General features: G+C 64.4%; 27 protein-coding genes. 12 read left to right on the plus strand and 15 right to left on the minus strand.

Annotation, left to right across the window (positions count from 1 at the left end):
* The first annotated feature begins 32 nt into the window (after positions 1-32).
* Entirely contained in the window at positions 33-713 is a 681-nt protein-coding gene (locus GRS80_RS16360; protein WP_160048494.1) for a type 1 glutamine amidotransferase domain-containing protein, read from the plus strand.
* Between the two features lie 41 nt (positions 714-754).
* Here the strand turns inward: GRS80_RS16360 and GRS80_RS16365 are convergent, their stop codons facing one another.
* Complete coding sequence (locus GRS80_RS16365) at positions 755-979, minus strand: hypothetical protein (protein ID WP_160048495.1); 225 nt, start codon at positions 977-979, stop codon at positions 755-757.
* Positions 980-1114: 135 nt separating this feature from the next.
* Here GRS80_RS16365 and GRS80_RS16370 point away from each other — a divergent pair, with 135 nt between their 5' ends.
* From GRS80_RS16370 to GRS80_RS16380, 3 genes are all read left to right on the plus strand, one after another.
* On the plus strand, positions 1115-1324 hold the full coding sequence (locus tag GRS80_RS16370) for a DUF1918 domain-containing protein (protein ID WP_160048496.1): 210 nt from the start codon (positions 1115-1117) through the stop codon (positions 1322-1324).
* A gap of 64 nt (positions 1325-1388) precedes the next feature.
* A complete protein-coding gene (locus tag GRS80_RS16375) occupies positions 1389-1838 on the plus strand; it encodes an RNA-binding protein (protein WP_160048497.1) in 450 nt (149 codons plus the stop codon).
* A 144-nt stretch (positions 1839-1982) separates the two neighbouring features.
* Positions 1983-3134, plus strand: a complete 1152-nt coding sequence (locus GRS80_RS16380) for an SPFH domain-containing protein (RefSeq protein WP_160048498.1) — start codon at positions 1983-1985, stop codon at positions 3132-3134.
* A gap of 46 nt (positions 3135-3180) precedes the next feature.
* Here GRS80_RS16380 and GRS80_RS16385 read toward each other — a convergent pair whose 3' ends face one another.
* The 3 genes from GRS80_RS16385 to hmgB all read right to left on the minus strand — a co-directional run bounded on the left by GRS80_RS16385 (position 3181) and on the right by hmgB (position 8030).
* A complete protein-coding gene (locus GRS80_RS16385) occupies positions 3181-5691 on the minus strand; it encodes a cation-translocating P-type ATPase (RefSeq protein ID WP_160048499.1) in 2511 nt (836 codons plus the stop codon).
* A gap of 40 nt (positions 5692-5731) precedes the next feature.
* Positions 5732-6544 (minus strand): sulfite exporter TauE/SafE family protein, encoded by an 813-nt coding sequence (locus tag GRS80_RS16390; RefSeq protein WP_160048501.1) that lies wholly within the window; start codon positions 6542-6544, stop codon positions 5732-5734.
* 148 nt (positions 6545-6692) lie between these two features.
* Positions 6693-8030, minus strand: coding sequence for a hydroxymethylglutaryl-CoA synthase (gene hmgB, locus GRS80_RS16395; RefSeq protein WP_160048502.1), 1338 nt, complete (start codon positions 8028-8030; stop codon positions 6693-6695).
* A gap of 172 nt (positions 8031-8202) precedes the next feature.
* On the opposite strand from hmgB, the gene GRS80_RS16400 reads away from it, so the two are divergent.
* Both GRS80_RS16400 and GRS80_RS16405 read left to right on the plus strand, forming a co-directional pair.
* Positions 8203-8532: a helix-turn-helix domain-containing protein gene (locus tag GRS80_RS16400; RefSeq protein WP_160048504.1), complete on the plus strand. Its 330-nt coding sequence runs from the start codon at positions 8203-8205 to the stop codon at positions 8530-8532.
* A 24-nt stretch (positions 8533-8556) separates the two neighbouring features.
* A complete protein-coding gene (locus GRS80_RS16405) occupies positions 8557-9180 on the plus strand; it encodes a universal stress protein (protein ID WP_160048505.1) in 624 nt (207 codons plus the stop codon).
* A 213-nt stretch (positions 9181-9393) separates the two neighbouring features.
* Here GRS80_RS16405 and GRS80_RS16410 read toward each other — a convergent pair whose 3' ends face one another.
* The 3 genes from GRS80_RS16410 to GRS80_RS16420 form a co-directional block, all read right to left on the minus strand.
* Complete coding sequence (locus GRS80_RS16410) at positions 9394-9576, minus strand: hypothetical protein (RefSeq protein ID WP_149081647.1); 183 nt, start codon at positions 9574-9576, stop codon at positions 9394-9396.
* A gap of 318 nt (positions 9577-9894) precedes the next feature.
* Entirely contained in the window at positions 9895-10431 is a 537-nt protein-coding gene (locus GRS80_RS16415) for a hypothetical protein (protein ID WP_160048506.1), read from the minus strand.
* A gap of 99 nt (positions 10432-10530) precedes the next feature.
* Entirely contained in the window at positions 10531-13125 is a 2595-nt protein-coding gene (locus GRS80_RS16420; protein WP_200840411.1) for a methyl-accepting chemotaxis protein, read from the minus strand.
* 385 nt (positions 13126-13510) lie between these two features.
* Between GRS80_RS16420 and GRS80_RS16425 the strand changes: the two genes are divergently transcribed.
* The 3 genes from GRS80_RS16425 (at position 13511) to GRS80_RS16435 (ending at position 14676) form a co-directional block, all read left to right on the plus strand.
* The gene (locus tag GRS80_RS16425) at positions 13511-13696 is read left to right on the plus strand and encodes an HEWD family protein (protein WP_149081648.1); all 186 of its coding nucleotides are present in this window, start codon (positions 13511-13513) and stop codon (positions 13694-13696) included.
* A gap of 89 nt (positions 13697-13785) precedes the next feature.
* Entirely contained in the window at positions 13786-14088 is a 303-nt protein-coding gene (gene cutA, locus GRS80_RS16430; protein WP_160048507.1) for a divalent-cation tolerance protein CutA, read from the plus strand.
* Positions 14089-14202: 114 nt separating this feature from the next.
* Complete coding sequence (locus tag GRS80_RS16435; protein ID WP_149081650.1) at positions 14203-14676, plus strand: 50S ribosomal protein L11; 474 nt, start codon at positions 14203-14205, stop codon at positions 14674-14676.
* A gap of 88 nt (positions 14677-14764) precedes the next feature.
* On the opposite strand, the gene GRS80_RS16440 is transcribed toward GRS80_RS16435, so the two are convergent.
* The 7 genes from GRS80_RS16440 to GRS80_RS16470 form a co-directional block, all read right to left on the minus strand.
* Positions 14765-15763: a class I SAM-dependent methyltransferase gene (locus tag GRS80_RS16440; RefSeq protein ID WP_343161612.1), complete on the minus strand. Its 999-nt coding sequence runs from the start codon at positions 15761-15763 to the stop codon at positions 14765-14767.
* Positions 15760-16920: a glycosyltransferase family 4 protein gene (locus GRS80_RS16445; RefSeq protein ID WP_160048519.1), complete on the minus strand. Its 1161-nt coding sequence runs from the start codon at positions 16918-16920 to the stop codon at positions 15760-15762. Before GRS80_RS16445 ends, GRS80_RS16440 begins: the two co-directional genes overlap by 4 nt.
* 2 nt (positions 16921-16922) lie before the next feature.
* Positions 16923-17300, minus strand: a complete 378-nt coding sequence (locus GRS80_RS16450; protein ID WP_160048508.1) for a 6-carboxytetrahydropterin synthase — start codon at positions 17298-17300, stop codon at positions 16923-16925.
* A gap of 89 nt (positions 17301-17389) precedes the next feature.
* Positions 17390-18427 carry a zinc-binding alcohol dehydrogenase gene (locus GRS80_RS16455; RefSeq protein ID WP_160048509.1) on the minus strand — a complete coding sequence of 346 codons (1038 nt, stop codon included), beginning with the start codon at positions 18425-18427 and terminating at the stop codon, positions 17390-17392.
* Positions 18428-18556: 129 nt separating this feature from the next.
* Positions 18557-19312 (minus strand): CDP-alcohol phosphatidyltransferase family protein, encoded by a 756-nt coding sequence (locus tag GRS80_RS16460; protein ID WP_343161613.1) that lies wholly within the window; start codon positions 19310-19312, stop codon positions 18557-18559.
* On the minus strand, positions 19305-19673 hold the full coding sequence (locus GRS80_RS16465) for a hypothetical protein (RefSeq protein ID WP_160048510.1): 369 nt from the start codon (positions 19671-19673) through the stop codon (positions 19305-19307). The genes GRS80_RS16460 and GRS80_RS16465 overlap by 8 nt, the downstream gene beginning before the upstream one ends.
* A 132-nt stretch (positions 19674-19805) precedes the next feature.
* Positions 19806-20411, minus strand: a complete 606-nt coding sequence (locus GRS80_RS16470) for a hypothetical protein (RefSeq protein WP_160048511.1) — start codon at positions 20409-20411, stop codon at positions 19806-19808.
* Positions 20412-20639: 228 nt separating this feature from the next.
* Here GRS80_RS16470 and GRS80_RS16475 point away from each other — a divergent pair, with 228 nt between their 5' ends.
* The 3 genes from GRS80_RS16475 to rpl12p are packed head-to-tail and all read left to right on the plus strand — an operon-like array spanning position 20640 to position 22686.
* Positions 20640-21269, plus strand: a complete 630-nt coding sequence (locus GRS80_RS16475) for a 50S ribosomal protein L1 (protein ID WP_160048512.1) — start codon at positions 20640-20642, stop codon at positions 21267-21269.
* 1 nt (position 21270) lies between these two features.
* On the plus strand, positions 21271-22317 hold the full coding sequence (locus GRS80_RS16480) for a 50S ribosomal protein L10 (RefSeq protein WP_343161614.1): 1047 nt from the start codon (positions 21271-21273) through the stop codon (positions 22315-22317).
* Positions 22318-22341: 24 nt separating this feature from the next.
* Entirely contained in the window at positions 22342-22686 is a 345-nt protein-coding gene (rpl12p, locus tag GRS80_RS16485; RefSeq protein ID WP_160048513.1) for a 50S ribosomal protein P1, read from the plus strand.
* 132 nt (positions 22687-22818) lie between these two features.
* Here rpl12p and GRS80_RS16490 read toward each other — a convergent pair whose 3' ends face one another.
* Positions 22819-23412, minus strand: coding sequence for a hypothetical protein (locus GRS80_RS16490; protein WP_160048514.1), 594 nt, complete (start codon positions 23410-23412; stop codon positions 22819-22821).
* Positions 23413-23549: the final 137 nt, after the last annotated feature.

Here is a 23549-nt window from a genome sequence, read left to right on the forward strand (position 1 = left end):
GAGTTTTATCTGCGGTCGGTGTAGCCTCGAGTATGACACAAGCACTGTTCGTCGTCAGCGAGGAGGGATACTGGGGAGAGGAGTGTGTCGAGCCCCTCGAGACGCTCTCGGCGGCGGGAGTCGAGATCACGGTCGCGACGCCGTCGGGGAACCCGCCGGTGATCGACGAACGATCGGTCGATCCCGAACAGGTCGGCGAGGAGACCGCCGAACACGTCCGCGAGGTCCACGAGAGCGACGAGCGATTGAACGATCCGATCCCGCTCGCTCGAGCGAACGCCGAAGTCTACGACGCCGTCGTCTTCCCCGGCGGCCACGGCACCGAGTGGGACGTCAATCAGGACCACGACGCTCGCCGACTTCTACGGGAGACGATCGAAGGCGACGACGGGAAAGCGCTGGTCGTCTGTCACGCCGTCGGCATCCTCGCGTTCGCCCGCGACAGCCACGGCGCGTTTCTCGTCAACGGTCGCGACGTCACCGGCTTCCCCAACGAGTGGGAAGAAGACATCGTCGACGAGAACGACTGCATGCCGGACGGCCGCAAACTCCCCTACTGGGTCGAAGACGAAGTACAGGCCGCCGGTGGGAACTGGGACGCCGAACTCGAGGCAGACACGAGCGTCACCGTCGACGGCGACCTCATCACCGCCCGCGGTCCCGGCTCCTCGAGTGCCGCCGCGGAGACGCTACTCGAGGAGCTCGACCGCTGACCGCCTCGCTGATCGTCTCGAAGCGGAACAAACGCCGACGATCAGCTTCCCGAGACCGAGCGGCGGCCGGCCCACTTCGCCTCGAGGACGTGGAGAACGAGATAGAGGACGAGAAACAGCCCCAGGAAGACCGGACCGACACCGTAGCCGATGACGAGCGTCACCACTGCCCACCACACCGGTCCGTCGGTGTCGCGATCGACCGCATCGACGTAGACGGCGTACGCGCCGACGATCGGGAGGACCAAAAACAGGATTCCGAACATACTGTTCCGTTGACTTTTCCGACAGGTAACCGTTTCGAACGATCCTCAAAGCAAACCACGGGACAACGGACGACACCCTCCCAAGCGAAGGCCTGCAATCAGTTCCTTTTTACGCGGCGGGGCGGAATCTCGAGTATGAGCTTCGAGGAAGACGACCACGTCGTCCTACACGACGAGCACAGCGAGTTCGACGGCGAAACCGGCACCGTCACCCAGACGATGGAGTCGATGTTCGGCGACGTCACCTACACCATCAGCTTCGAGGACGGCCAGGAGGCCGGGGTTCCCGAAGACGCTCTCGAGGCCGCCGACGAGGACGTCGCCGCCGAAGACGACGAAGAGTAACGCCACACGACCCTCGAGCCCGGAGACTCGAGGTGAGCACTCACCAGCCGTGTCCGACCTGTAGATGCCACAGATTCCGCTTCACTACGTCGATTTACGTACGTTCTGTTACGCCACCGAGGACGAAAAGCGCGTCGAGGAGGCGCTTCGGACGTTCCTTCCCGAGGGCGACGACGAGCCGTTCGAGATCGAACGCGCCGAGAGCGAGGGCCACTACGGCGATCGTATTCTCGTCCTCTCAGCCCGGGTCGAGAACGCCGACGACGTCCGCCACGTCCTCTCGAGACTCGCCGACCTCGAGAGCTTCGAGACGCTGATCGACGAACTCGACGAACGGGTAACCGAGAACACGGAGTTTTTCCTCCGACTCGACAAACAGGCCGCCTTCAACGGCGACGTCCGCCTCGGCGATGGGATCACCTTCCGTGGAAAGGTCGAGGCCTATCCTGCGAAAAAAGAGCAGGCACTCGAGAACGCCGAGGAGGTCCTGACGCGCCTTCGAAACGAGGATTGATACGGATTGCTGTACCGTGTTACCGCTGAAATCGCAGACGGGTCGCGGGTTCGGCGGCACCAATTTACAGTAAAAACCTCCCCTCCGTGGCGCTCGAGTGGCCAGCAGCCAAGAGTTATTCGTCTCGCTACCGTATAACACACGATGGTGTCATCTATACTCGCACCCCTGCAACTCGATGTCGGCGATCCGATACTGATCGTCGCGGCGCTGGCGGTCGTACTCGTCGTCGCCACCGTCTGGTCGATGATCGAGATCGTTGACGCCTACAACAGGGGCGCACTCACCGTCTTTGGAGAGTATCGCAAACTGCTCGAGCCGGGGCTGAACGTCGTTCCCCCGTTCGTCTCGCGAGTCTACACGTTCGACATGCGTACCCAGACGATCGACGTGCCGAGCCAGGAGGCGATCACCCGGGACAACTCGCCGGTGACCGCCGACGCCGTCGTCTACATCCGCGTGATGGACGCCAAACGGGCGTTCCTCGAGGTCGAGAACTACGAACGGGCGGTCTCGAACCTCGCCCAGACGACCTTGCGTGCCGTCCTCGGCGATATGGAACTCGACGACACGCTGAGCAAACGCGAGATGATCAACGAGCGAATCCGCCACGAACTCGACGAGCCCACCGACGAGTGGGGGATCCGCGTCGAAAGCGTCGAGGTCCGGGAGGTGACACCCTCTCGGGACGTCAAAGGTGCAATGGAAGAACAGACTTCCGCCGAACGCCGCCGCCGCGCGATGATCCTGGAGGCCCAGGGAGAACGTCGCAGCGCCGTCGAGAAGGCGGAGGGTGACAAGCAAAGTGAGATTATCCGTGCCCAGGGTGAAAAGCAGAGTCAGATCCTCGAAGCGCAAGGTGATTCCATTTCGACCGTCTTGCGGGCTCGCTCCGCCGAGTCGATGGGTGAACGCGCGGTCATCGACAAGGGGATGGACACCTTAGAAGAGATCGGGAGGAGCGAGTCGACGACGTTCGTCCTCCCACAGGAACTCACGTCGATGGTCGGCCGCTACGGCAAACACCTCTCGGGCGGCGACGTCAGAACGGACGGCGAGCAACTCGAGAGCCTCGAGTTCGACGACGAGACGCGTGAACTGATCGGCTTAGACGACATCGCCGAGATCATCGGCGAGATCGAGGACGCCGAGATGGACGTCGAGGCGATGGAACAGGAGGCCCAGGCGATCAAGGAAGGCGAGGACATGCCAGCCGAGGGCGGTGACGTCATCGATATTTCCGAGACGGGACAGGAACGCCGGGAGGATACGGACGCCAGGGGAGGGCCCGATTGAGCACCTCTCGGATCGCGACCGGTGAGTTGTGGTACGCGGCCGACTATCACTCCTCGAGAAGCGCCCGCGAGGAGTTCGTGACCACGAGGAGGCTGCTCGCGCCCATCGCGATCGCGGCGAAAAGCGGGTTGAGCAGTCCCGTGACGGCCAACGGGATGGCGATCGCGTTGTAGCAAAACGCCCAGCCGATGTTTCCTTTAACCCGCCGATCGGTCGCGCGAGCGAGATCGAAGACGGTGTCGACCGAGGAGAGGTCGTCGTCGACGAGGGCGATGTCCGCGGCGTCAGCGGCCATCGCAGTGCCACCTCCGAGGGCGATTCCGAGATCGGCCGCCGCGAGCGCGGGTGCGTCGTTCGTTCCGTCACCGATCATGACGGTTCGTCCGCGTTCGCCGAGGCGCGCAACCGTTTCGGCTTTCCCCTCCGGTGGAACGCCCGCGAACACCCGATCGATCGCTGCGTGCTCGCGGAACTGTTCTGCCGCACGCGCATCGTCGCCGGTGAGAACGACGACGTCCGCACCCGCGTCCGAGATCGCTGTCAGCGTCTCTGCCCACCGCTCCCGGAGGTCGTCGCCGACCACGACAACCCCCTGGGCGGTTCCGTCGCGTCCGACCGCGACCGGCACCCGTCCGGCCGCTCGCTCCCCATCGATTCGCTCCTGGAGGTCGGCCGGAACCGTCCAACCACGATCGCGAAAGAGGTCCGGGTGACCGACGACGACCTCGTCGCCGTCGACGACGCCGGAGACGCCGTTACGGTGGCTCTCGAAGGACTCGATGCGGTCGCCGAGGGTCTCGGCTCGGCTCCCCTCACCGGAAACGGACCGACCATCGGCGACGTTGTCCGGAGACGACTCTCCATCGAGTCTGCCGCCGTCTGCGACCGGATCGGTGGAGTCGATGTCTCCCCCGACAGCGGCGATGGCCTGTCCAACCGGGTGGGCGGATCGACGCTCGAGGATCGCCGCCCGCTCGAGCAGCCTCTGTTCACAGTCCGTATCGACAACGGCCATCTCGCCGGTCGTCAGCGTGCCAGTCTTGTCGAAGACGACGGTGTCGGCCTCGCGGATACGCTCGAAGACGCTGTCGTCGAAGACGACGATCGAGCGCTCGAGGGCATCACGGATGCCCGCGGCGACCGCAAGCGGCGTCGCGAGCCCGAGCGCGCACGGACAGGAAACGATGAGGACGGTGAGGCCGACGAGCAACGCAGCGGCGACCCCAGAGCCGAGCGCGAGATAGACCGCGGTGACGACGACCGCGAGGACGAGCACGAGCGGGACGAAAATCGTCGCCAGTTTGTCCGCGAGCTTCTGGATACCGTGGGTACCGCTCTGGAGGTCCCAGACGAGTTCGGTGATGCGATCGAGCGTGCTCGTCGCGTCCTCGCCGACGCGGATCGTCACTGCGCCGTCGGCGACCAGCGAGCCGCCGACGACGTCGTCGCCGACCGCTTTGGTGACGGGGAGGGATTCGCCGGTGACGACCGCCTCGTCGACCGCGGCCTCGCCGTCGATCACGTCGCCGTCGATCGGTACCCGTTCGCCCGCCCGGACGAGTACTCGGTCGTCGGGCTCGAGCGCCGAGAGCGGAACGTCCTCGTGGCTTCCGTCCGGGCCGACGCGACGGGCCTCGTCGACCTGGACGGAGGTGAGATCCGAGAGGCGCTCGGTCGCCTCCCGTTTCAGCGTAGACTCGTAGTAACCGCCGACGGTGACGATGACGACGATCGCGACGGTAACGTCGTAGTAGATGTGGTCGCCGCCGACGGCGATCGAGAGCGTACTGTAGAGGTACGCGCTGACCGCGGCGATCGCGACCAGTAGATCCATGTTCGGCGACCGGGTCTTGATCCCGACGTACGCCCCCTGTAAGATCGGCTTGCCGGTGACGCCGAGGACGATCGTCGTGAGCGCTGCGATCATCAGATAAAACGGCGTCGCCCGCTCGTCGGCGAGCGCCTGCTCGAAAAACGCCATCGTCTGCTCGTTGTAAAAGAGCCCGCCGAAGTAGACCGGGTAAATAAAGACGACGTACTGGAGCATCACCATCATCCCCATGAGGACACCGACGGCGATCCGTCCCATCTCCCAGTTCTCCGCCCGGCGACGGCTGACGGCGTCTTCGCGACTGTACGCGCTGTAGCCGAGCTGGCTGATATCCGACGTCAACTCCTCGAGTGGTGCACGCTCGGGATCGTGGTCGACCCGGACGGTGTCGGTGACGTAGCTCGCGCTCGCGTCGCTGACGCCGTTGGCCGACGTGGCGACGGACTCGATAAAGGCCTCACAGGTCACACAGTACATCCCGCTGACCTCGAGGTAGGACGTCTCGTGGTCGGGGTCGGCCCGTGGGGTGGCGTCTTCCTCGGCCGCCTGCGCTTCCTCTCGGGCGTCGCGAACGTCCTCGGCGTCGACCGCGTCGACGCCACCGACTACGTCGTAGACGTCCCGACAGCCGACACAGCAAAACGGCTTCCCGTCGGCGACGACGTCGCTGCCCTCGACGGGGAGCTCACAGAGCGTACAGCCGGTGTCGGATCGGTCGTCTGTCATCGTGTGGTTAGTTCGATCGGCGGTCGATCATCGCTGGGTTTCAGTGGTGGTGACCGTCGGCGCCAGGGGCATCGATGGCGTCGTAGAACGGCAACTCGGGATGTGGTACGTGAACACCCAGTGCCATCAACCCGTGGGCGAACAGGACGTACCCCAGCACGACGAACGCGACGCCGAGCAGCCGGTGGACGCGACGCCGATGAGCGACGTCGACGGTATCGATGACGGTTCCGTAGGCGAAAACGGCCGGAATCGTTCCGACCCCGAGCGCCGCGAGCGCGAGCGCACCGCCGGTCGGCGAGCCGGTCGCGAACGCGTACAGAAACGCCGGATAGAGGACGGGGCACGGGAGCAATCCGTGAAGCGCCCCCAGGCCGACGATACCGGGACCGTTCGCCAGCCGGTCGACGTGGCCGACGAGCCAGCCGGTAATCCGCTCGAGGCCGGGGATCGAGACGCCGCCGGTCGTCCGTCCGAGCACGTAGTAGACGCCGGTGGCGATGACGAAGCCACCGATGACGAGGCCGACCCCGCCGCGGGCGAGGTCGACGACGGGCGTGAGTTCTGCCGTCGTCAGAAACAGGGCACCACCAAGGGCCCCGAACGCCGCCCCGAGAAGCGTGTAACTCGCCGTTCGGCCGAGATTGAACAGCGCATGCTGGCGAACTTCGTAGGTCGTCAGGTGTCCGCCACGCCCACCCGCCGCCGATTCCGATGTCGTCCCCCCGTCGGTCATCCGACTCGAGTACATCGTCACGAGCGGACCACACATCCCAACGCAGTGTGCGCCGGCGAGCAATCCGATGACGAGGAAGAGAACGACGTCGACGCCGAGTAGCGTGAGCGGATCCATGAGTCGGGGCCTCGAGTTCGATCGTTGGCCGACCTAGCCACCGAGAGGTGTAGTGCGTTTCGCCTTCGGAATCGGATTCGACGATCGAACTACGGCAGGATCAACAGTGACCTCGCTATGACGTCGGCAACGCGCGTCGCCCGAACCGCTACTCGACGTAGCGGTACTTGCGCTCACCCATTCGCCCCCAGCCGTCGAAGACGAACTCCGATTCGGGAGCAGTGAACTCCTCGACGTCGACGTCCATCTCGTGGTTGTGAACGTCGTGAACCTCCTCGTAGTCCTCCCAAGAGAGGTCGTATCGGGCCTCGAGCTGTTCGTCGACGTTCAGTGCCGCGATCTCGTCCTCCCAGCCGCTGACGATCGTTTCGGCGTGAATCTCGGCCTGTGCACCGCTCCCGTAGGAGCCAACGAGCAGCGTCTCGCCGGTCAGATCGCGGCCCGCCTCGAGTGCGGTCTTGAGCGCGCTGACGCGAGCGACGTGGACGGAGCCGGTGTACCAGTTTCCGACTTCACGCGAGATCGACAGCGTCGGATCGATGGTCGCGTCGTACCACTCCCGATACTGGTCGGTTTCCTTGAGCGAGTCCATATATTCGCGGACGGCGTCGTGAAACGTCTCCTCGTCGTCGAACGCCTCACGTCGGGGCTGTCTGCCGATCTCGTCGGCGAGTTCGTCCTCGATCGCGGTATCGCGCGTAACGTGGCGATACGCGAGCATCGCCGCCTTGCGAACCATCCCCGGGAACGGCGTGTGAAACGGCGCGAACTCGAAATCGTCGGGGTGGACGTCGCCAGCGACGCTCTCGTAGTCCTCGACTGCCTCGCGCATCCGGGCGAGATACACCTGGACGGACCGTTTGCCGTCGACGGAGGGGAACTGCTGGTTGGGTTTGAGGAAGTCGGTCTCGTCGGCAGAGCCGTAGCCCTGGTGGGTCGAGAGTTCGACGAGACTCGGATCCTCGCTGATGAGCATGGCGACGGCACCGGCACCCTGGGTCGCCTCGCCAGCGTCGCCGCGAGCGTACAGGGCCGTGTCCGTCGCAATGACGAGCGCCGAACGGCCACGATTTCGGCCCGCACGGATCCAGTTGTACGCGTCGTCTAAACTCTGGGTCCCGGCGATACAGGCGAACTTCCGCTCACCTTTGTTCGCGTGGTGGAAGTCGCCGTCGAAGACCCCCTCGAGACAGCCGGCGACGTACGTCGAAACCGGCTTCGAGTTGTCGAACGAACTCTCCGTCGCGACGTCGATCCGACCGATATCGTCCGGCTCCAAGCCCTTTCGCTCCATCAGTCGGTGGGCGGCGTTTGCCCCCATCGTAACGATGTCCTCGTAGCTGTCGGGGAACGAACTCGCGTTGAGGCCGAGTCCCTTCGTGTACTTTTCCGGGTCTTCGCCTTTCTCGGGGGCGAACGTCCCGGGCAAGTCGAGTTTGAGATTCCCGGTCCAGATTTCGATCGCGTCGATACCGACTGCGGTCATGGTCTGACAGTGTGGGAGGAGCCATATGGTATTGTCGTTCGGAGTTTCGACGAACGACGAAGTACCACCGCAATACCCCCGCAATCACGGGCGAAGTTGACCGACCGACCCGCTGGCTCAGCGGGATCCGAAGAGTAATTCCTTTTTGTTGACACGACGGATAGAACGGACGATGAACGGATTCGACACCCTGTCGGTAATCACTCGGTCGCCGGTCCGCCCTCGCATTCTCCGCTATCTACTCGAGCGAGGGCCCGCGGAAACCCCCAAACTCACCGAGCACGTCGACGCCTCGCGCCGGACGGTCTCCCGGACGCTCTCGGCGCTCGAGGAGGAGGGTCTCGCGGAACTGCCAGACGACGAACGGGCGGCACTCAAGCGAACCGTCCGCCTGACGAACGACGACCCGGTCGTCGCGGACCTCTCGATTCACATGTCGCGGTCGCTCGAGCGTGAGCGCCCGTCGAGCCTTCGACGGACGGTCGTGGCGCCAGCCTATTGAGGTTCGCCTGCCTAGAACGGGATGATGTATCAGGACGTCCTCGTCCCAACCGACGGAAGCGACGGCACCCGCCGGTCGATCGTTCACGGATTGACGATAGCCGAGCGCTTCGACGCACGTGTACACGCCCTCTCGGTCGTCCCAGAGGGACCGCTCGGAACGCTCGAGAGCGAAGAGGCGACGCCCGCGGCTCATCGCGCCGTCGAACACGTCGAATCGGAGGCGGCCGAGACGGGACTCGAGGCCGTCACCGCGGTCGAACACGGTGTTCCCCACGAGGAGATACTCGACTACGTCGACGACCACGACGTCGACATGGTGGTGATGGGAACGCAGGGACGGACCGGACTCGATCGCGTCCTCGTCGGGAGCGTCACGGAGCGGGTGATCAGAATGGCCGAGGTACCGATCGTGACGGTCCGCCTAACCGACGAGCTTCGGATCGACGACCCAGAGGAGGCCGAACGACTCGCCCGCGAGGCGCTGGCCAATGGCTCCCTCGATCACGAGCGTTCGATCGTCGACGGTGGCCCACACCGCATCAGTGGCTCGTGGCTATTCGCGTTCGAACCGGACGACGATCCCGCCCACGTGACCGTCGACGGCGTCTCGGGGGAGACCCGCCTCGAGAGCGGCGTTCAGGACTAACTCGTTCGGGATGACCCGTTGGCTGCTCGTCGCGGTCTTCTCCCGCCGGGGCCACAGGACTGGCGCTGCTGGCGCTCGGACCGATCGTCGCCCTCGAACGGTCGGTGTAGACGGACGTCGTGCGGCCTCCTGTCCGTCTGGCCCGGCACACCCGCGATCCGGACGGCGGGTGCGCCGGGAGATCGGGACAGCAAACGTATCAGCCCGGCAGAGTTACCCGGACCACTCGCCCGCGAGGTCTCCAGCGAGATTCGCCCGCCAGTGTTCGAAGCCGCGCTCGCAGTCTCCGTTCTCGTCGATGTGATCGATGAAGCCAGCACCGGGCGATGGAAGTTCGTCACCGCAGAACGGACATGTTACCGGATCCGTCCAGTCCATGGTCGTTGTAGCTGTCATATGACAACCTAACCACGAACTTCCGTATAAGCCTATTCGACAAATGCGACTAATTAATAGAATGTGTTTAAGGCCCATATATATTATTCGCAGTCGACTCGAGCCGACGCGCTCGAACTTCGTCTGGTAGTCGAAAAGTAGGCCGTATCCGGCCAGTTACGGATCGGCAATGGCTGCTGGACAGCAGAACGACCGGCGTCCGTACGAGACGGCACGATCGGTCGATTCCACACGACTGCGTGATCTGTGGTCACTACCGGGCAGAGCGGTCGATAGTCACAGCCGCGCCACCCAGTACGATTCCGACGAGTGCGACGATCAGACCGACCGTGGCGTCGTTTCCGATCGCGAGTGTGACCCCTCCGGCGATTCCAGCACTGCCGCGCCCGGCGAGCGCCCCCGTCGTGGCCGAGCCGGCTCCCGGCCGTTCTTCCTCGAGTCTCGATCGCATCTCGTCGAGCCCCGGCCGCGTCTCCTCGAGTTGCGCGCGAACGTCACCCAGTTCCTCGTCGAAGCACTCCCGTTCTCAAGGTCGGATAGCCGGGCTTCGACGGCCGAGACGTCGCTGTCGACCGACGAGAGCCGAGCGTCGAGCGACCTGGCCTCGTCCTCGACCGACCGAACGTCCGCTTCGAGCGTCGCGACGGTCGACTTCTCGGGAGCCGATTCGAGCGAATCGGCCAGTTCGTCGACGTCGGACTCGATTCGCTCGACGGTTCGAACCGCAGACTTCGAAACCGACGCGTCCTCGAACGTCACGGAGTCGGCCGGATACGCGATCGGTCTCACCGTATCGATGGCGCCGCCGTCAGCAACACGAATCGCCCCTCGCCCGATATCGAGACCGAGTACCATGTCGGCGGTGAGTCGGGCCACCGTATTGGTTCTTCATCTTCGAGTGTTGGTAGTGAAAATTAGCCCGGTTCGTAGTCGAATATACGTCTCCGTTCCTGGTCAGCGGTTCTCGTTCGAGTCCGACTCCTCGAACTGGAAGACATCCGACGCGTCGTCTCCGGTGTCGTCCGAATCCGCGGCGTCGTCGGCTCCGTCGTCCGACGCGTCCGATTCGCTTACCTCGTCCTCGGGCTGGGTGGATTCGTCGCCGTCGACCAGTTGGTCTTCGGCGTCCAGCGCCGCCGTCGCGTCGTCCGAGGCCACAACGGATGGTTCTTCGACGACTGATTCGTCCGTCTCGCTCGCGGCGGCGTCCGGTTGCCCGGAACTGGTGTCCGACCCGTCGTCGCCCTCTTCGTCGGCGCGGTCTGCACCCGTCGAACCGTCTTCGTCGACCTCGAGCGTCACGACACCGGTTGCATCGTCGTCGATATCCGTCTCGAAGTGATCCAGCGCTTCCGAGAGCTGCGTGGCCTGCTGTGAGAGCTGGGAGGCCGATCCGGAGACCTCGGTCATCGCCGTTGTCTGCTCTTCTGCGGCGGCGGCGACGCTTTCGGCCTCGGCGGTCGTCTCCTCGCTGATCGTCGCGGCTTCGTCGACGATCGCGACGACCTCCTGGGTGGTCGCGGCCTGCTCTTCGGTCGCCGCGGAGATCTCCTGGACGCCGGTGTTCGTCTCGGCGGCGTACTCGGCGATCTCCTCGAGTGCGTCGACCGCCTGTTCGACCTGGTCGCTTGCGGACTCGAGTCTCGCGCTGGTCTCCTCGACCTCCTCGGCGGAGGTGACGGTCTGTTCCCGAATACTCTCTAGACGCGCCTCGATCTCTGCGGCGGCCGACTTGGCGTCGCCGGAGAGCTCCTTGATCTCCTGTGCGACGACGCCGAACCCTTCGCCGTCGTCACCGCTTGCGGAGCGAGACGCCTCGATGTTGGCGTTGAGCGCGAGCATGTTCGTCTGCTCGGCGATCTGCTGGATCCGCTCGATGAGGTCGTCGATCTGGCTCACTTCCGCCTCAAGCGCACGGATCTCTTCGACGGCACGCTCGGCCTCGGTTTCGGTATCCGTCATGCTCTCGATCGCGTCCTGAGCGGCTTCGCGCCCGGTTTGACCTGTGTTCGCGGTTCGGGCGGCGAGATCGGCGACCTCGTTCGAGGAGGCGGCGATCTCTTCGGTCGTCGTCGAGAGATTCGACATCTCGCCGGTCGCCTGCTGGAGGGACTGGTTCTGGCGCTCTGAGCCGCTGGAGATCTCCTGGACGGATTCGCTGATCTGCTCGCTCGCGGAGCGAACCTCCTCGCTCGAGGCCGTCACTTGCTCGCTGGCGATGGCGACCTCGGTCGCGAACGTCTGGAGGTCGGCGATGGTCGCCTCGATGTCGTCGAGCATCTCGTTGAAGTCCTCGCCGACCGTCTGCATCGTCTCGTTGTCGGTATCGACGTCGGCACGCACGGCGAGGTCGCCGTCGGCGGCGGCGGCCATCACCGTACAGTACTCCTGGGCGGCGTCCTCGAGTTCGTCGTTGATCCGCTGGACGCGTGCACGCTCGGTCTCCGCTTCCTGGCGTGCGGTCTGGGCGTTGTGAATCTGGTCTCGAAGCGAATCGCGCATGGCGTCGAAGCTTCGGTACAGCGATCCGATCTCGTCGACGCGGCCGGTTTGGAGGTCGACCGAGAGGTTCCCTTCCTCCATCGTCTGTGCGCGTGTTTGCAACCGATTCAGCTGCTTCGAAACGCTCCGTCCGCCGATGAGACCGACAGCGACGAAGACGAGACCAGTCAGGACGATAGTCACGACGAAGCTCGTCTGAACCTCGTCTCTCACCGCGAAGGCAGTCTCCTGTGGCGTCGTCGTCACGACGTAGAGGTCCTCGCCGCTAATCGGCGAGTACGTGTAGATCGCCTGGCTGTCCTCGGTCTGGCCGACCCTCCCGGCCCCGGGTTCGATGACCGACGGATCGACCCCGTCGGTTCCGATGATGACGCCTCCGTCCTCGTTGACGACCGCGGTGTCGGCACCCTCGATCGCCTGCGGGAGATCGGGGCCGGTCTCTTCGGCGGGAAGCTCCCCGATGACGACGTGACCGGTCAACAGCGATCGTCGCTGTCCCATCGCGATAACCTCCTCGTCGTCGAAATTCGTGTACCGTTCGGTCGTCACGAACGATTGTTGCTGAACGACGTCCTCGTCGAGCAGGTCGAACACGTTCTCTCCGACCGCGCTCTCGCTCGAGCTTCCGACCACCTCTCCCGTCTCCTCGTCGACCATGTGAATGTCCGAAAATCTACTTTCGTACGACTCTCCCTCGAGGAACGTCGATACGGCTTCCGAGTCGGCGCTATCTAGCTCCTGCGATCGCTCGATCTCCTCGAGTGTGTGCTTTCGCTCGGTCATCCACTGTTCGACGACGTTCGTGTGGAGTTGCGTCGTCTGCTCGACCTGATTGTCGACTTGACCGTCGAGTTCGTCGCTGATTCCGAGATAGAAGAACGTACTGATCGCAGCGGTCAACAGGAGAATCGCAACGATCGCGATGAGTGTCTTCGCGATAAGTCGCCGCCTGATTACACCTGGCACGAGGAGTGAGCCGATCGATCGGCCACTCGATTTCCCCGTCGACTGATTCGAATCGCCCGTTGTCTGTGAATTATCGCTCATTTTAGTTGTACTCGAGTGCTGTCCGTTGTAACCTGACCTGCCACCCTTCGAGACACTGTCACCGACCGCCTGCCAATCGATGACGTTTACGTACGTCAATTCGTGACTATTAATAAATCTTACTAATATCACTATACATGTTATTTTCCCCCAGTGATAATGGTTAACTATTAAGATATTGGTTAGATGATAACCACTCTGTCGTGGCCGATAAGTTCTAATATCGGTTACTCGTCCGGCCATATCAGTGATTATGTAGAGTTTATCCGAAAATACCAAACGTACTGTCGCTTATACGTTGTCAGTTCGAAGTGGTCGCTCCGCGACGGATCGGGACCTGCGGGACACAGACACTGTTATATGAGTGCAGTTCTCATCACCGCCAATGAGTCCACAGGTACGAACTCCGACGGCCCGCGTTTGCGAACGGTGTGGGCGAATGGAGTACTGGGATGACGAACTCGACGCCTGGCAGATCGACAGCGAAGACGGCGACAAACAGGTCGGTAACCCTCACTGTCTCCACGAGTGGGACATCAACGGTACGTTCAACCCCGTTGTCAAACAGTAACGATCGATCGCCTCCGGTCGGAACCGTCACCTCGAGGTACAACTCTACTGTCGAGCATCTTTTTTGGCTCCGAACCCATCCAGTCGGCGATGACGACCGTCTACATCACTGCCCCGCCGGACGCGGCCGATCGAATCGCCGAAGCGCTCGTCGAGGAGCGACTCGCGGCCTGTGTCAATCGAATGCCGACGACATCGACCTACAGATGGGACGGCGAGATCCACCACGACGAGGAACACGTTCTGCTCGCGAAGACGACCGACGACACGTACGTCGATCTCGAGGAGCGCGTCCTCGAGATTCACCCCTACGATATCCCATGTATCGAGCGGTTCGACGAGAGCCACGTCCTCGAGCCGTTCGCAGCGTGGCGCGCCGATACCGTCGAGTAACCTCGCTCCAGCGCACCGGCAACCGCTCGGCAAATCTGTGCTACGATAGCGCGTCACAGGCACGGACTCGGCGAAAAAGCAACCCTTAAAACTCGCGCACGGGTTGTGACGGGTATGGCTGGAACCATCGAAGTGCTCGTTCCGGGTGGCCAGGCCAACCCTGGCCCACCGCTCGGTCCCGAGCTCGGACCGACGCCCGTCGACGTACAGGCGGTCGTACAGGAGATCAACGACCAGACCGAAGCGTTCGACGGCACCGAAGTACCGGTTACCGTCGAGTACGAGGAGGACGGCTCGTTCGATATCGACGTCGGCGTTCCGCCGACGGCGGCACTCGTCAAGGACGAGGCAGGATTCGAGACCGGAAGCGGCGAACCCCAGAAGGATTTCGTCGCGGATCTCTCGGTCGATCAGGTCAAAACCATCGCCGAGCAAAAACACCCCGACCTGCTCGCTTACGACACCAAAAACGCCGCGAAGGAAGTCGTCGGCACCTGTGCCTCGATGGGCGTCACCATCGAAGGCGACGACGCTCGCGAGTTCAAGGCGAAGGTCGACGACGGCGAGTACGACGACGTCCTCGCGTAAGCGAGACGCCGATCTACTTCACCCCCGGCCGGATTCGGTCGGATTTTCGACCGCCTTCGATCGCTCTCGAGACGGCCGAATACGTCGATCAATCGCTCTCGAGACGGCCGAGTACGTCGATGTGGTGACCCACGAACGAGAGTTCGGACTCCTCGAGTTGACGCCGTCGCGTCGAGAGCCACGCTCGTCGGTCGGCCGGCTCGAGGACGTCTGTCGGATACGCCGCGAGCGCCTCGTCTACCGTCTCGAGGATCGCCTCGAGAAACGTCCGCTCGGCCGCCGGATACCCACTGCCCTCGTCGGCTGACCGGGGCCGAACGATCCAGTCCGAACCGCCGGCAACGATCGTCTCGAATCCGTGTTCCGGAAGCGACGAGAGGAGCCGTCGGCCGGTCGTGCTCGCGCCAGCGTCACGAATCTCGTCCATGTGGCGGTGATAGGCTCGTTCGATCCGATCGTCGAGCGGGTGAGACGGCGCGAATCCCGTCGCCCCGTCGAACGTGATCGGCGCGTAGAGGAGGCCGCCGGGCTCGAGGGCCGCCGCGATCGCCTCGAGCGCTCGCTCGAGGTCGACGATATCGAGAAACGCCGCGGCGATGACGGCGTCTGCACACGCATCGTTTCTCCCTGCGTCGTCGTCGCTGGCGACTGTCTCCGGCGACAACGCATCGCCCACCTCGAGTGTGAGAGCAATGGATCGACCGTCCGTTCGCTCCCCGAAATCGGCCGTTTCAACGCCGTCTGGTTCGACCGTCCCGACGTCCTCGCGTGTGGCCGCCCACCCACTGTCGTGGTCGTCTACGATCCGGTACTCCGTCGGTTCGAGGCGGTCCGATACCTGCGCTCGCGCGACGGCGACGTTTTCGGGATCGCGGTCGATCGCGCGGTAGCTCGTCCGTTCGGGGAGCCGCCCCCACTCGGCGAGGCGTTCGATCATCGTTCCGACGCCGAACCCGAACTCGACGACTCGAGCGGGGTCGTCGATCCCCGCGAGTTCGTCGGAAAACCGCTCGAGCACGCGCCGGTTCAGCGCCCGATCGTCGACGGTTCGTTTGGCCGCGAGATACGACTGCAGGCTCGGGCTCACGGGATCTCACTCCCCGACTCGCCCGACTCACAACCGCTCGAGCCGTCCGGTTCACGACCGCCTGAGTCGCCCGGCTGTCCGCCCCGAGACGCCGTCGGTTCGAGACCCCCCAGAAACGCCCGGAGATCGGCGAGCGTCTCGGCCCACGTCGGGTAGTCGGCCGCCGTCTCGAGGGCGCCGCGGGCGAGCGTCGCGAGTCGGTCGCGGTCGGCCGCGAGGCGATCGATCTCCGCGGCGAGACGGTCCGTATCCTCGGGGTCGACGAGCACGCCGTTCTCCCCGTCGGTGACGATCTCGTCCGCACCGCCGACCGCGCTCGCGATCGGAACGACGCCGAACTCCATCGCCTCGAGGTAAACCATCCCGAACCCCTCGTAGCGGGAGGGGACCGCGAGGACGTGAGATCGCTCGAGGATCGACGCCAGCGTTCGATCGTCGACGTTGCCGGTGGACGTAACTCGGCTGGCGACCGAGCGGTCCTCGACTCGCTCTCGAACAGTTCGTGCGTACGCCGGGTCCGTGTCGTGGCTTCCGACGACCGTCAGCGTCCAGTCGCGACCGGCGCGCTCGAGGGCGGTGACGAGCGACGTCACGTTCTTGCGTGGGACCAGGTTTCCGACGAACGTGACGGAAAGCGGATCGGCGCACGCGGTCGCCCGGGCTTCGACGGCGTCGCGGGAGAGCGCGGCCCCCTCGCGGCGACCGGCAGGCGGCGCGACGTGGGTCGGAAGCGCGACGAGATCCCCGGTCCGGTCGCGCGTGTACTCGCTGGTACAGACCGCCGCATCGACCGTCGAGAGGTACTGCGCCTCGAGCGCTCGGGTTCGGTCCGGGTCGGTGGCCTCTCTGCCCGCCGACCGTCGCGTCCACCCCGTCGGCTCCGCCGACTCGAGCAGGTGAACGAGCGCGACGATCGCATTGGGTGCCTCGAGTGTGGGGTTGTACTCGAGCAGGGTTCGGTAACAGAGTTCGTCCTGGAGGAGCACGTCGAACGGTCGGTTTAGCCGGCTATGAACCGTCCGGTCGGGGCACTCGGCCAGCGTGACCACGTCGACATCGTCACCCCGGCGCTCGAGAAACGACACCAGTTTGCGGTCGTACCGGTAGCCACCGGAGGTCCGCGCGATGTCCTCGGCGACGACGAGTCCGACCCGCATCGTCACAGCGAGCGCTCGTGGGCCACGCGGGCGACGTCGTCCTCGGCGACCTCGATCCGAAGTTCGCTTGCGCCGGCACACTCGAGGCGCTCGAGCAGTCGGTCGCCGAACAGCCGCGCGAACCGTTCGGCGCTCGGATTGTTGCCGTCGAACTCGGGGCAGTCGTTGAGCGTTCGATCGGCGTAGAACCCGGCGACGGCGTCCATCGCGTCGCTGACGTCGTCGATGTCGAGGAGGTAGCCGTGTTCGTCCAGGTCGGGACCCCGGACGGTCGCCGTCACGGTGAACCGGTGGGAGTGAACGTCGCCTTCGGGACCCGGATCGGGAACCGTCAGATAGTGCTGGGCCACGAGGGTTCGAGAAACGGTGACGGAGTACATGTCTCCCGCTACGATGGAGGCCGGCTAAACGACTGGGACCGGTCACACGTGCTGAGAGTCTCCGTCCCTGGCCCGCCCGGGAGAGTCGATCAATCGTAGGTCAAAAGCACCTGAATGGCCTCGTCGGGGCGTTCCTCGAGGAGTTCGTACGCCCCGCCGGCATCCTCGAACGCCACGTCGTGGGTGCAAAGCGACTCGAGATCGAGTCGACGGAGCCACTCCCAGGTGGTCCGGTGGCGGCGCTCGCGAGACCAGCGTCCCGAGAGTCGCGGATCGATCGTGCTCACCTGCGTACTCTTGATCTCGATTCGGTCACGGTGAAAACGTCCGCCCAGGTCGGCCGTCACCGGTTTCGTCCCGTACCAGGAGCCGACGAGCACGCGCCCGTCGAATCCGGTGACCGCGACCGCGTCGTCGAGCGCGTCCGGGCTCCCGGAGAGTTCGTACGTGAGATCGGCGCGAGCGTCGTCGCCAGCGATCGCCTCGAGTCGCTCTCGGATGTCACCGCGGCCCGGATCGATCGACCGATCGGCACCGAACGCCTCGGAGATGCGTCGGCGCTTCTCGCGAGGTTCGACCGTCAGGAGCGTCTCGAGGGGCGTCTCCGCGAGCAACGCCGCTGTCGAGAGGCCGACGACCCCCTGACCGACCACGACGACGCGTTCGCCGAGCAACGGCGCGCCGTCGAGAACGAGGGTGACGGCCGTCTCGAGGGTCGCGAACAGGGCGGCCTCGCGCGTGGCAACCCCCTCCGGGACGACCAGCAGATCCTCGGGATTGGCGAGGAAGGCACTCTCGTGTTGGTTGTAAGCGAAGACGCGTCGTCCGAGCCAGCGTTCGGGGACGTCCTCGCCGACCGCGACCACCTCGCCGACCGCCGCGTAGCCGTACGACAGCGGAAAGGAGAGGTCGCCGTCGAACCCCTCGAGCGCTTCGTCGGCCGGAAGCGACGGGGGTGCTTCGCCGCGGTAAATCAATCCCTCAGTGCCGGCGCTGATCGCCGAGACGAGCGTCCGGACACGGACCGACTCGGGGCCAGGTCGAGGAACGGACCGTGATCGGATTTCGACCGTCCGCGGCGCCGTGAAGTAAAGCGTTCGGGCGTCGACCGTCGACCGCGTTGTCATCGGCGCTCACGGCCCGAACCGGGCCGAAGGTGGTGATCGATCACGCTGCAGCCCCGTTCGACGAGCGCGTACTTGATCGTTTGCCCGGATGACAGTTCGTGAAAACGACCGCGGCCCACCATCAGGCGGTCAGTCGCGGCCGGTGACGAAGAGCCAGTCTCGGACGAAGTTGACGAGAACCGGAACCAGGACGATCGTCGTGACCGCCCTCGAGACGCCATGGCCCGGAACCGGCAGGATTGCGAGCCAGATCGCGAGCATCGCGAGCGCGCCAAGCGGCCGTCGAAACCGGCTCGGCGGGAGTTCGAACACGTCGCGACCCCGTCGTTGGCGCCACCAGAGACTCCCTGCGAAGAGGTACCGTGCGATGCCGACGGCGAGGAACGCTACCGGCGCCGCGCCCGCGGTAACGGCGAGGATCGAACCGACGAAGACGACGAACGCGTCCACTTCGACGTCGAGGCGTGCGCCGAGATCGGTTTCGGTCCCGGTCGTGCGAGCGATCGCACCGTCGACCGCGTCGAGGGCGGCCGCGACGGCGAACAGCGCGCCGGGAGCCCACTCGAGGGGGCCGGACGGTGGCCGCGTGGCGACGAAGCCAGCGAGGACGGCGACAGCGGCCGCACGCGCGATCGTCACCCCCGTCGCGAGTGTAAAGGTCGTCGTGCCGGATACCGACGTTCGGTCGATCGTCACCAGGACGAGCAGTGACTCGAGGGCGAGTGCAACCGCGACGACGACGAGAAACTCGAGCGCCAGGCCGCCGGCCCAGAGGTGCTCGAGGACGGTGATGGCGAGGAAGACGGCACAGAGGAGCCCGGCCGTGGCCTCTCCCCACCGTCGGCGAACGTCCGGGCGGAACGTCGCCAGCGAATCGTCACTCACGGCGATAGAGGACGATCAACGCGGCGATCAACAGCAGCTGTGCGAGTTTGTCCACGCCCTCGGCGGCGGAGATCGCGCCGAGGCCGTCTGGGCGGTTGAGGGCGTACCAAAGAATCACCTGCCCGCCGGTGAACGCAACCCCGAGGAGGTACACCAGCCGGCGGCGGTAGTCGACGAGTACCAACGTGATACCGATGAGAAAGCCGGCCGTCGCGAAGAGGAACGCTCCCCCCATCCAGTGTGGGAGGAACCCGACCCCGAGGACGAGGTGAACGACGGCGGTGACGACCGCCAGCCCAATCGCGATCCAGTGACGCGTGGACAGCGACCGGAGCGCGAGTGGGTTCCCGAGTGAGGCCATACCGACGACTCACCGTCAGTCGAAAAACACGTTCCGGGAAAATACGTGGCGTGAGAGAGCAACGAGGGATCGGGACGACGACCGTCCCGTAGGGTCAGCGTGTCGGAATCGTCAGATAGCGTGTCGGGGCCGTCAGATCTTGTTCGCGGGCGGGACGGTGCGTTCGTCGGGGTTGGTCGATCCACCCGGTCCGAACAGGATACGGACGATAGTTCCCATTCCGAGCATCGTCGCGAGCGTGGCGACGACGACCGTCGCCGGAACCGAGAAGCCGGCGAGGCCGAAGACGAGGCTCCCGATCAGGACGCCGAGCCAGAGCCGATCCTGGCCCAGCCGGGAGACGATCGACTGGCCGAGGGCGACGAAGCCGATCGCGGCCGACGCCGGGACGACCGCAGCGCCGATAGTGACGAAGATGACGCCGAAAAACGTCCCGAGACTCGAGCCGACGATGAAATAGCCCGCACTGACGAGTACGGTGACGACGAGCAACGAGGGGAGACCGATACACGTCGAGATGACGGGGCTCCGTCGCGACGTCGTGATCGCGTCGGACCCTCTCCCCTGTAGGGTTCCGAGGAGTACCAATGAGACGAGGACCATCGCGGCGAACTGGACGGCCGCACGCTCGTAGGGAAAGAGCACCCGGTACACCTCGAGTACCCACCCGTGGGCGAAGTAGTCGGCCGACTCGAGACCCGTTGTCCCGCTGATAGGATATAAATCTGTTGGCCACATACACGAACGATACACTGTCATCGAAGATATTACTTTCGGTCGAAAACAGGGGGTGAAAAATCCCGGCTGGGGTGGGCCGGCAATACCTCGAGCGGCGGTGGTCAACGTCCTCTGGGCGGCGGATAGTTCGACGGGTTTAAGTTCAGCATGCCACTTTTCTCAAAGGAGACAGGCGTTGCCTGTTTCACTGACCCGTAGGAGCACTCCTGCGTACTACGGAGGTGAACGATGGCAGAGGATATCGAAACCGCAGTGGCTCGCGCACTCGAGGACTCACCGGACCGGAACTTTACCGAGACGGTCGACCTCGCGATCAACTTGCGCGACCTTGATTTGAACGAACCGTCGAACCGTGTTGACGAGTCTATCGTGCTCCCGTCCGGAACCGGACAGGAGACGCGTATCGTCGTCATCGCCGAAGGAGAGACCGCTGTCCGCGCCGAGGAGGCCGCGGACGAGGTCCTCTCGGTAGACGACGTGGCCGACCTTGAGGACGACGACGCCAAGGATATGGCCGACGAGACGGACTTCTTCATCGCCGAAGAGGCGATGATGCAAGACATCGCCCGGTACCTGGGTACCATCCTCGGTCCCCGGGGGAAGATGCCGGACCCGCTCGCGCCCGACGATGACGTCGTCGAGACCGTCAACCGGCTCAAGAACACCGTGCAGATCCGATCGGGTGACCGACGAACGTTCCACACGCTCGTCGGTGCCGAGGATATGGACGCGGAGGATATCGCCGACAACATCGACGTTATCCTGCGTCGCCTGCACGCTGACCTCGAGAAAGGTCCACAGAACATCGATGGCGTCTTCGTGAAGACGACGATGGGGCCGTCCGTGGAGGTGGTCTAGCGTGAGCGCAGAAGCCGAACGCAAGACCGAGAACCTTCCACAGTGGAAAAAAGAGGAAGTCGACGAGCTCGAGTCACTCATCGACGAGTACGAGAGCATCGGTATCGTCGGCATTACCGGCATTCCGAGCAAACAGCTCCAGGACATGCGCCGCGGTCTCCACGGCACCGCCGTGGTCCGCGTCAGCCGGAACACGCTGCAGGTCCGCGCACTGGAGGACGCCGACCTCGACGACCTCGTCTCTCACGTCGAGGGACAGGTCGGTCTGGTCGCGACCAACGACAACCCCTTCACCCTCTACAAGGAGCTTGAGGCGTCGAAGACGCCGGCTCCGATCAACGAGGGCGAGGTCGCCCCGAACGACATCGTGATCCCCGAAGGGGACACGGGCGTCGATCCGGGGCCGTTCGTCGGTGAACTGCAGGGTATCGGTGCGAACGCCCGCATCGAGGACGGCTCGATTCAGGTCATGGAGGACTCGACGGTCTTAGAAGCCGGCGAGGAAGTCTCTGCGGACCTCTCGAACGTTCTCAACGAACTCGGCATCGAACCGAAGGAGGTCGGTCTCGACCTTCGCGCCGTCGTCGCCGACGGCGTCCTGTTCGACCCCGAGGACTTAGACATCGACGTCGACGCCTACGAGAGCGACGTGTCGACGGCCGCCGCCCGCGCACGGAACCTCTCGGTCAACGCGAGTTTCCCGACCGCAACGACGGCGTCGACGCTCATCGCGAAGGCGACGGGCGAGGCCAAGAGCCTTGGCCTGCACGCCGCGATCGAGGACGAAGCGCTCATGCCCGACCTCGTCAGCAAGGCCGACGCGCAGCTTCGTACGCTCGCGGCTCAGATCGACGACGAGGACGCCCTGCCTGAGGAACTGCAGGATGTCGAAGCGCCGGCGGCGGAGCCGGCGACCGACGAGAGCGAGGACGAAGACGAACCGGCTGACGACCAAGACGGAGCTGAGGCCGAAGAGACCGCCGAAGACGACGATGACGACGATGACGACGCCAGCGGTGGCGAAGGACTCGGCGCGATGTTCGGCTAATCAACACAACTGGAGGACACAACAATGGAATACGTTTACGCTGCACTCATCCTGAACGAGACGGACGCAGAGATCAACGAAGACAACCTGACCGACGTACTCGACGCCGCTGGCGTCGACGTCGAGGAGTCCCGCGTGAAGGCACTCGTCGCCGCACTCGAGGACGTCGACATCGACGAAGCGGTCTCCGAGGCCGCCGCCGTTCCGGCAGCAGGAGCCGCCGCAGGTGGCGCTGCCGCAGCCGCTGGCGACGAGGGCGACGAAGAGGTCGAAGAAACCAGCGACGTCCCGGACACGACGGACGAAGACGAGGACGACGACGAAGACGACGACGCCGGTGGCGAGGGCCTCGGCGAACTCTTCGGCTAAGTCGCACGACGCTGACGTCGACCGATCCAGATTTTTATTTCACCACTCTCGAGCGACTGCGTTCCCCAGTTCGATTCACGGTCCCGTCGTGGGTTTCGAGAAGCGAATCGCTGTGTCCCCCGCTCGAGAGTTTCACTCGAGCGATTCGGTGAAGACGCCGAGGACGAAGACGGTGATCGCACAGCAGAAGGCGATGGCGCTTGCGGTGGCGACTGTCACGGCAATACCGGCCCGCGAGTGGTAGGGATCGACGCCGGAGGCGACCAGCGCGTCGACCGTTTCGATGCCAGCGTAGCCGACACTCGAGAGCGCGAGCGTGACGGCCACGCCGAGGAAGCCGCTAACGAATCCGATGCCGGAAAACAGTCCTTCGATCCCGACGAGCGACCACGCCTGCTGTTCTGAGATGTCGTCGATCCGATCACGGTAGGTCGCGGTCCCGGCGAGGCCCAGACTCGCGACGAGGAGACAACAGACGCTGAACAGGGTCAGTGCAGTAAACGAGACGCGTGAGAACGCGGGGTTTGCGCCGACGTACTGCTGTTTGACTGCGGCCGGCAGAAAGTGCATGATCGGTAACATCGTGGAGGCGGCAAACAGCAGGTAGCTACAGCGCCGAATCTTCTGTGGAATCGACCACCTGCTCAACAGTCCCCGCCGAGCACGGAGCAACTCGTACTCCGCCCCTTCCAGAACGAGTCGTGTGTACCTATCGCGGTCGTGCATACGGTTCGACCGGCGCAAGGAAGAATCGGAATATAGGCCTTGTCAACTGCCCCGCGCACGGTGGCGCGGGGCTTGTCAGTGAACTCGGCCTCTTCCGACGGTTAGTCGGACGGGACGAATCCCCGGTTCGGTGTCAC

The organism is Natrialba sp. INN-245 (assembly GCF_009807105.1).
Taxonomy (GTDB): Archaea; Halobacteriota; Halobacteria; order Halobacteriales; family Natrialbaceae; genus Natrarchaeobius; species Natrarchaeobius swarupiae.

Coding starts and splice junctions, on each gene's coding strand:
- GRS80_RS16360 (WP_160048494.1), top strand. CDS start 33: ATGACACAAGCACTGTTCGTCGTCAGCGAGGAGGGATACTGGGGAGAG.
- GRS80_RS16365 (WP_160048495.1), bottom strand. CDS start 979: ATGTTCGGAATCCTGTTTTTGGTCCTCCCGATCGTCGGCGCGTACGCC.
- GRS80_RS16370 (WP_160048496.1), top strand. CDS start 1,115: ATGAGCTTCGAGGAAGACGACCACGTCGTCCTACACGACGAGCACAGC.
- GRS80_RS16375 (WP_160048497.1), top strand. CDS start 1,389: ATGCCACAGATTCCGCTTCACTACGTCGATTTACGTACGTTCTGTTAC.
- GRS80_RS16380 (WP_160048498.1), top strand. CDS start 1,983: ATGGTGTCATCTATACTCGCACCCCTGCAACTCGATGTCGGCGATCCG.
- GRS80_RS16385 (WP_160048499.1), bottom strand. CDS start 5,691: ATGACAGACGACCGATCCGACACCGGCTGTACGCTCTGTGAGCTCCCC.
- GRS80_RS16390 (WP_160048501.1), bottom strand. CDS start 6,544: ATGGATCCGCTCACGCTACTCGGCGTCGACGTCGTTCTCTTCCTCGTC.
- hmgB (WP_160048502.1), bottom strand. CDS start 8,030: ATGACCGCAGTCGGTATCGACGCGATCGAAATCTGGACCGGGAATCTC.
- GRS80_RS16400 (WP_160048504.1), top strand. CDS start 8,203: ATGAACGGATTCGACACCCTGTCGGTAATCACTCGGTCGCCGGTCCGC.
- GRS80_RS16405 (WP_160048505.1), top strand. CDS start 8,557: ATGTATCAGGACGTCCTCGTCCCAACCGACGGAAGCGACGGCACCCGC.
- GRS80_RS16410 (WP_149081647.1), bottom strand. CDS start 9,576: ATGACAGCTACAACGACCATGGACTGGACGGATCCGGTAACATGTCCG.
- GRS80_RS16415 (WP_160048506.1), bottom strand. CDS start 10,431: ATGGTACTCGGTCTCGATATCGGGCGAGGGGCGATTCGTGTTGCTGAC.
- GRS80_RS16420 (WP_200840411.1), bottom strand. CDS start 13,125: ATGAGCGATAATTCACAGACAACGGGCGATTCGAATCAGTCGACGGGG.
- GRS80_RS16425 (WP_149081648.1), top strand. CDS start 13,511: ATGAGTCCACAGGTACGAACTCCGACGGCCCGCGTTTGCGAACGGTGT.
- cutA (WP_160048507.1), top strand. CDS start 13,786: ATGACGACCGTCTACATCACTGCCCCGCCGGACGCGGCCGATCGAATC.
- GRS80_RS16435 (WP_149081650.1), top strand. CDS start 14,203: ATGGCTGGAACCATCGAAGTGCTCGTTCCGGGTGGCCAGGCCAACCCT.
- GRS80_RS16445 (WP_160048519.1), bottom strand. CDS start 16,920: ATGCGGGTCGGACTCGTCGTCGCCGAGGACATCGCGCGGACCTCCGGT.
- GRS80_RS16450 (WP_160048508.1), bottom strand. CDS start 17,300: ATGTACTCCGTCACCGTTTCTCGAACCCTCGTGGCCCAGCACTATCTG.
- GRS80_RS16455 (WP_160048509.1), bottom strand. CDS start 18,427: ATGACAACGCGGTCGACGGTCGACGCCCGAACGCTTTACTTCACGGCG.
- GRS80_RS16465 (WP_160048510.1), bottom strand. CDS start 19,673: ATGGCCTCACTCGGGAACCCACTCGCGCTCCGGTCGCTGTCCACGCGT.
- GRS80_RS16470 (WP_160048511.1), bottom strand. CDS start 20,411: ATGTGGCCAACAGATTTATATCCTATCAGCGGGACAACGGGTCTCGAG.
- GRS80_RS16475 (WP_160048512.1), top strand. CDS start 20,640: ATGGCAGAGGATATCGAAACCGCAGTGGCTCGCGCACTCGAGGACTCA.
- rpl12p (WP_160048513.1), top strand. CDS start 22,342: ATGGAATACGTTTACGCTGCACTCATCCTGAACGAGACGGACGCAGAG.
- GRS80_RS16490 (WP_160048514.1), bottom strand. CDS start 23,412: ATGCACGACCGCGATAGGTACACACGACTCGTTCTGGAAGGGGCGGAG.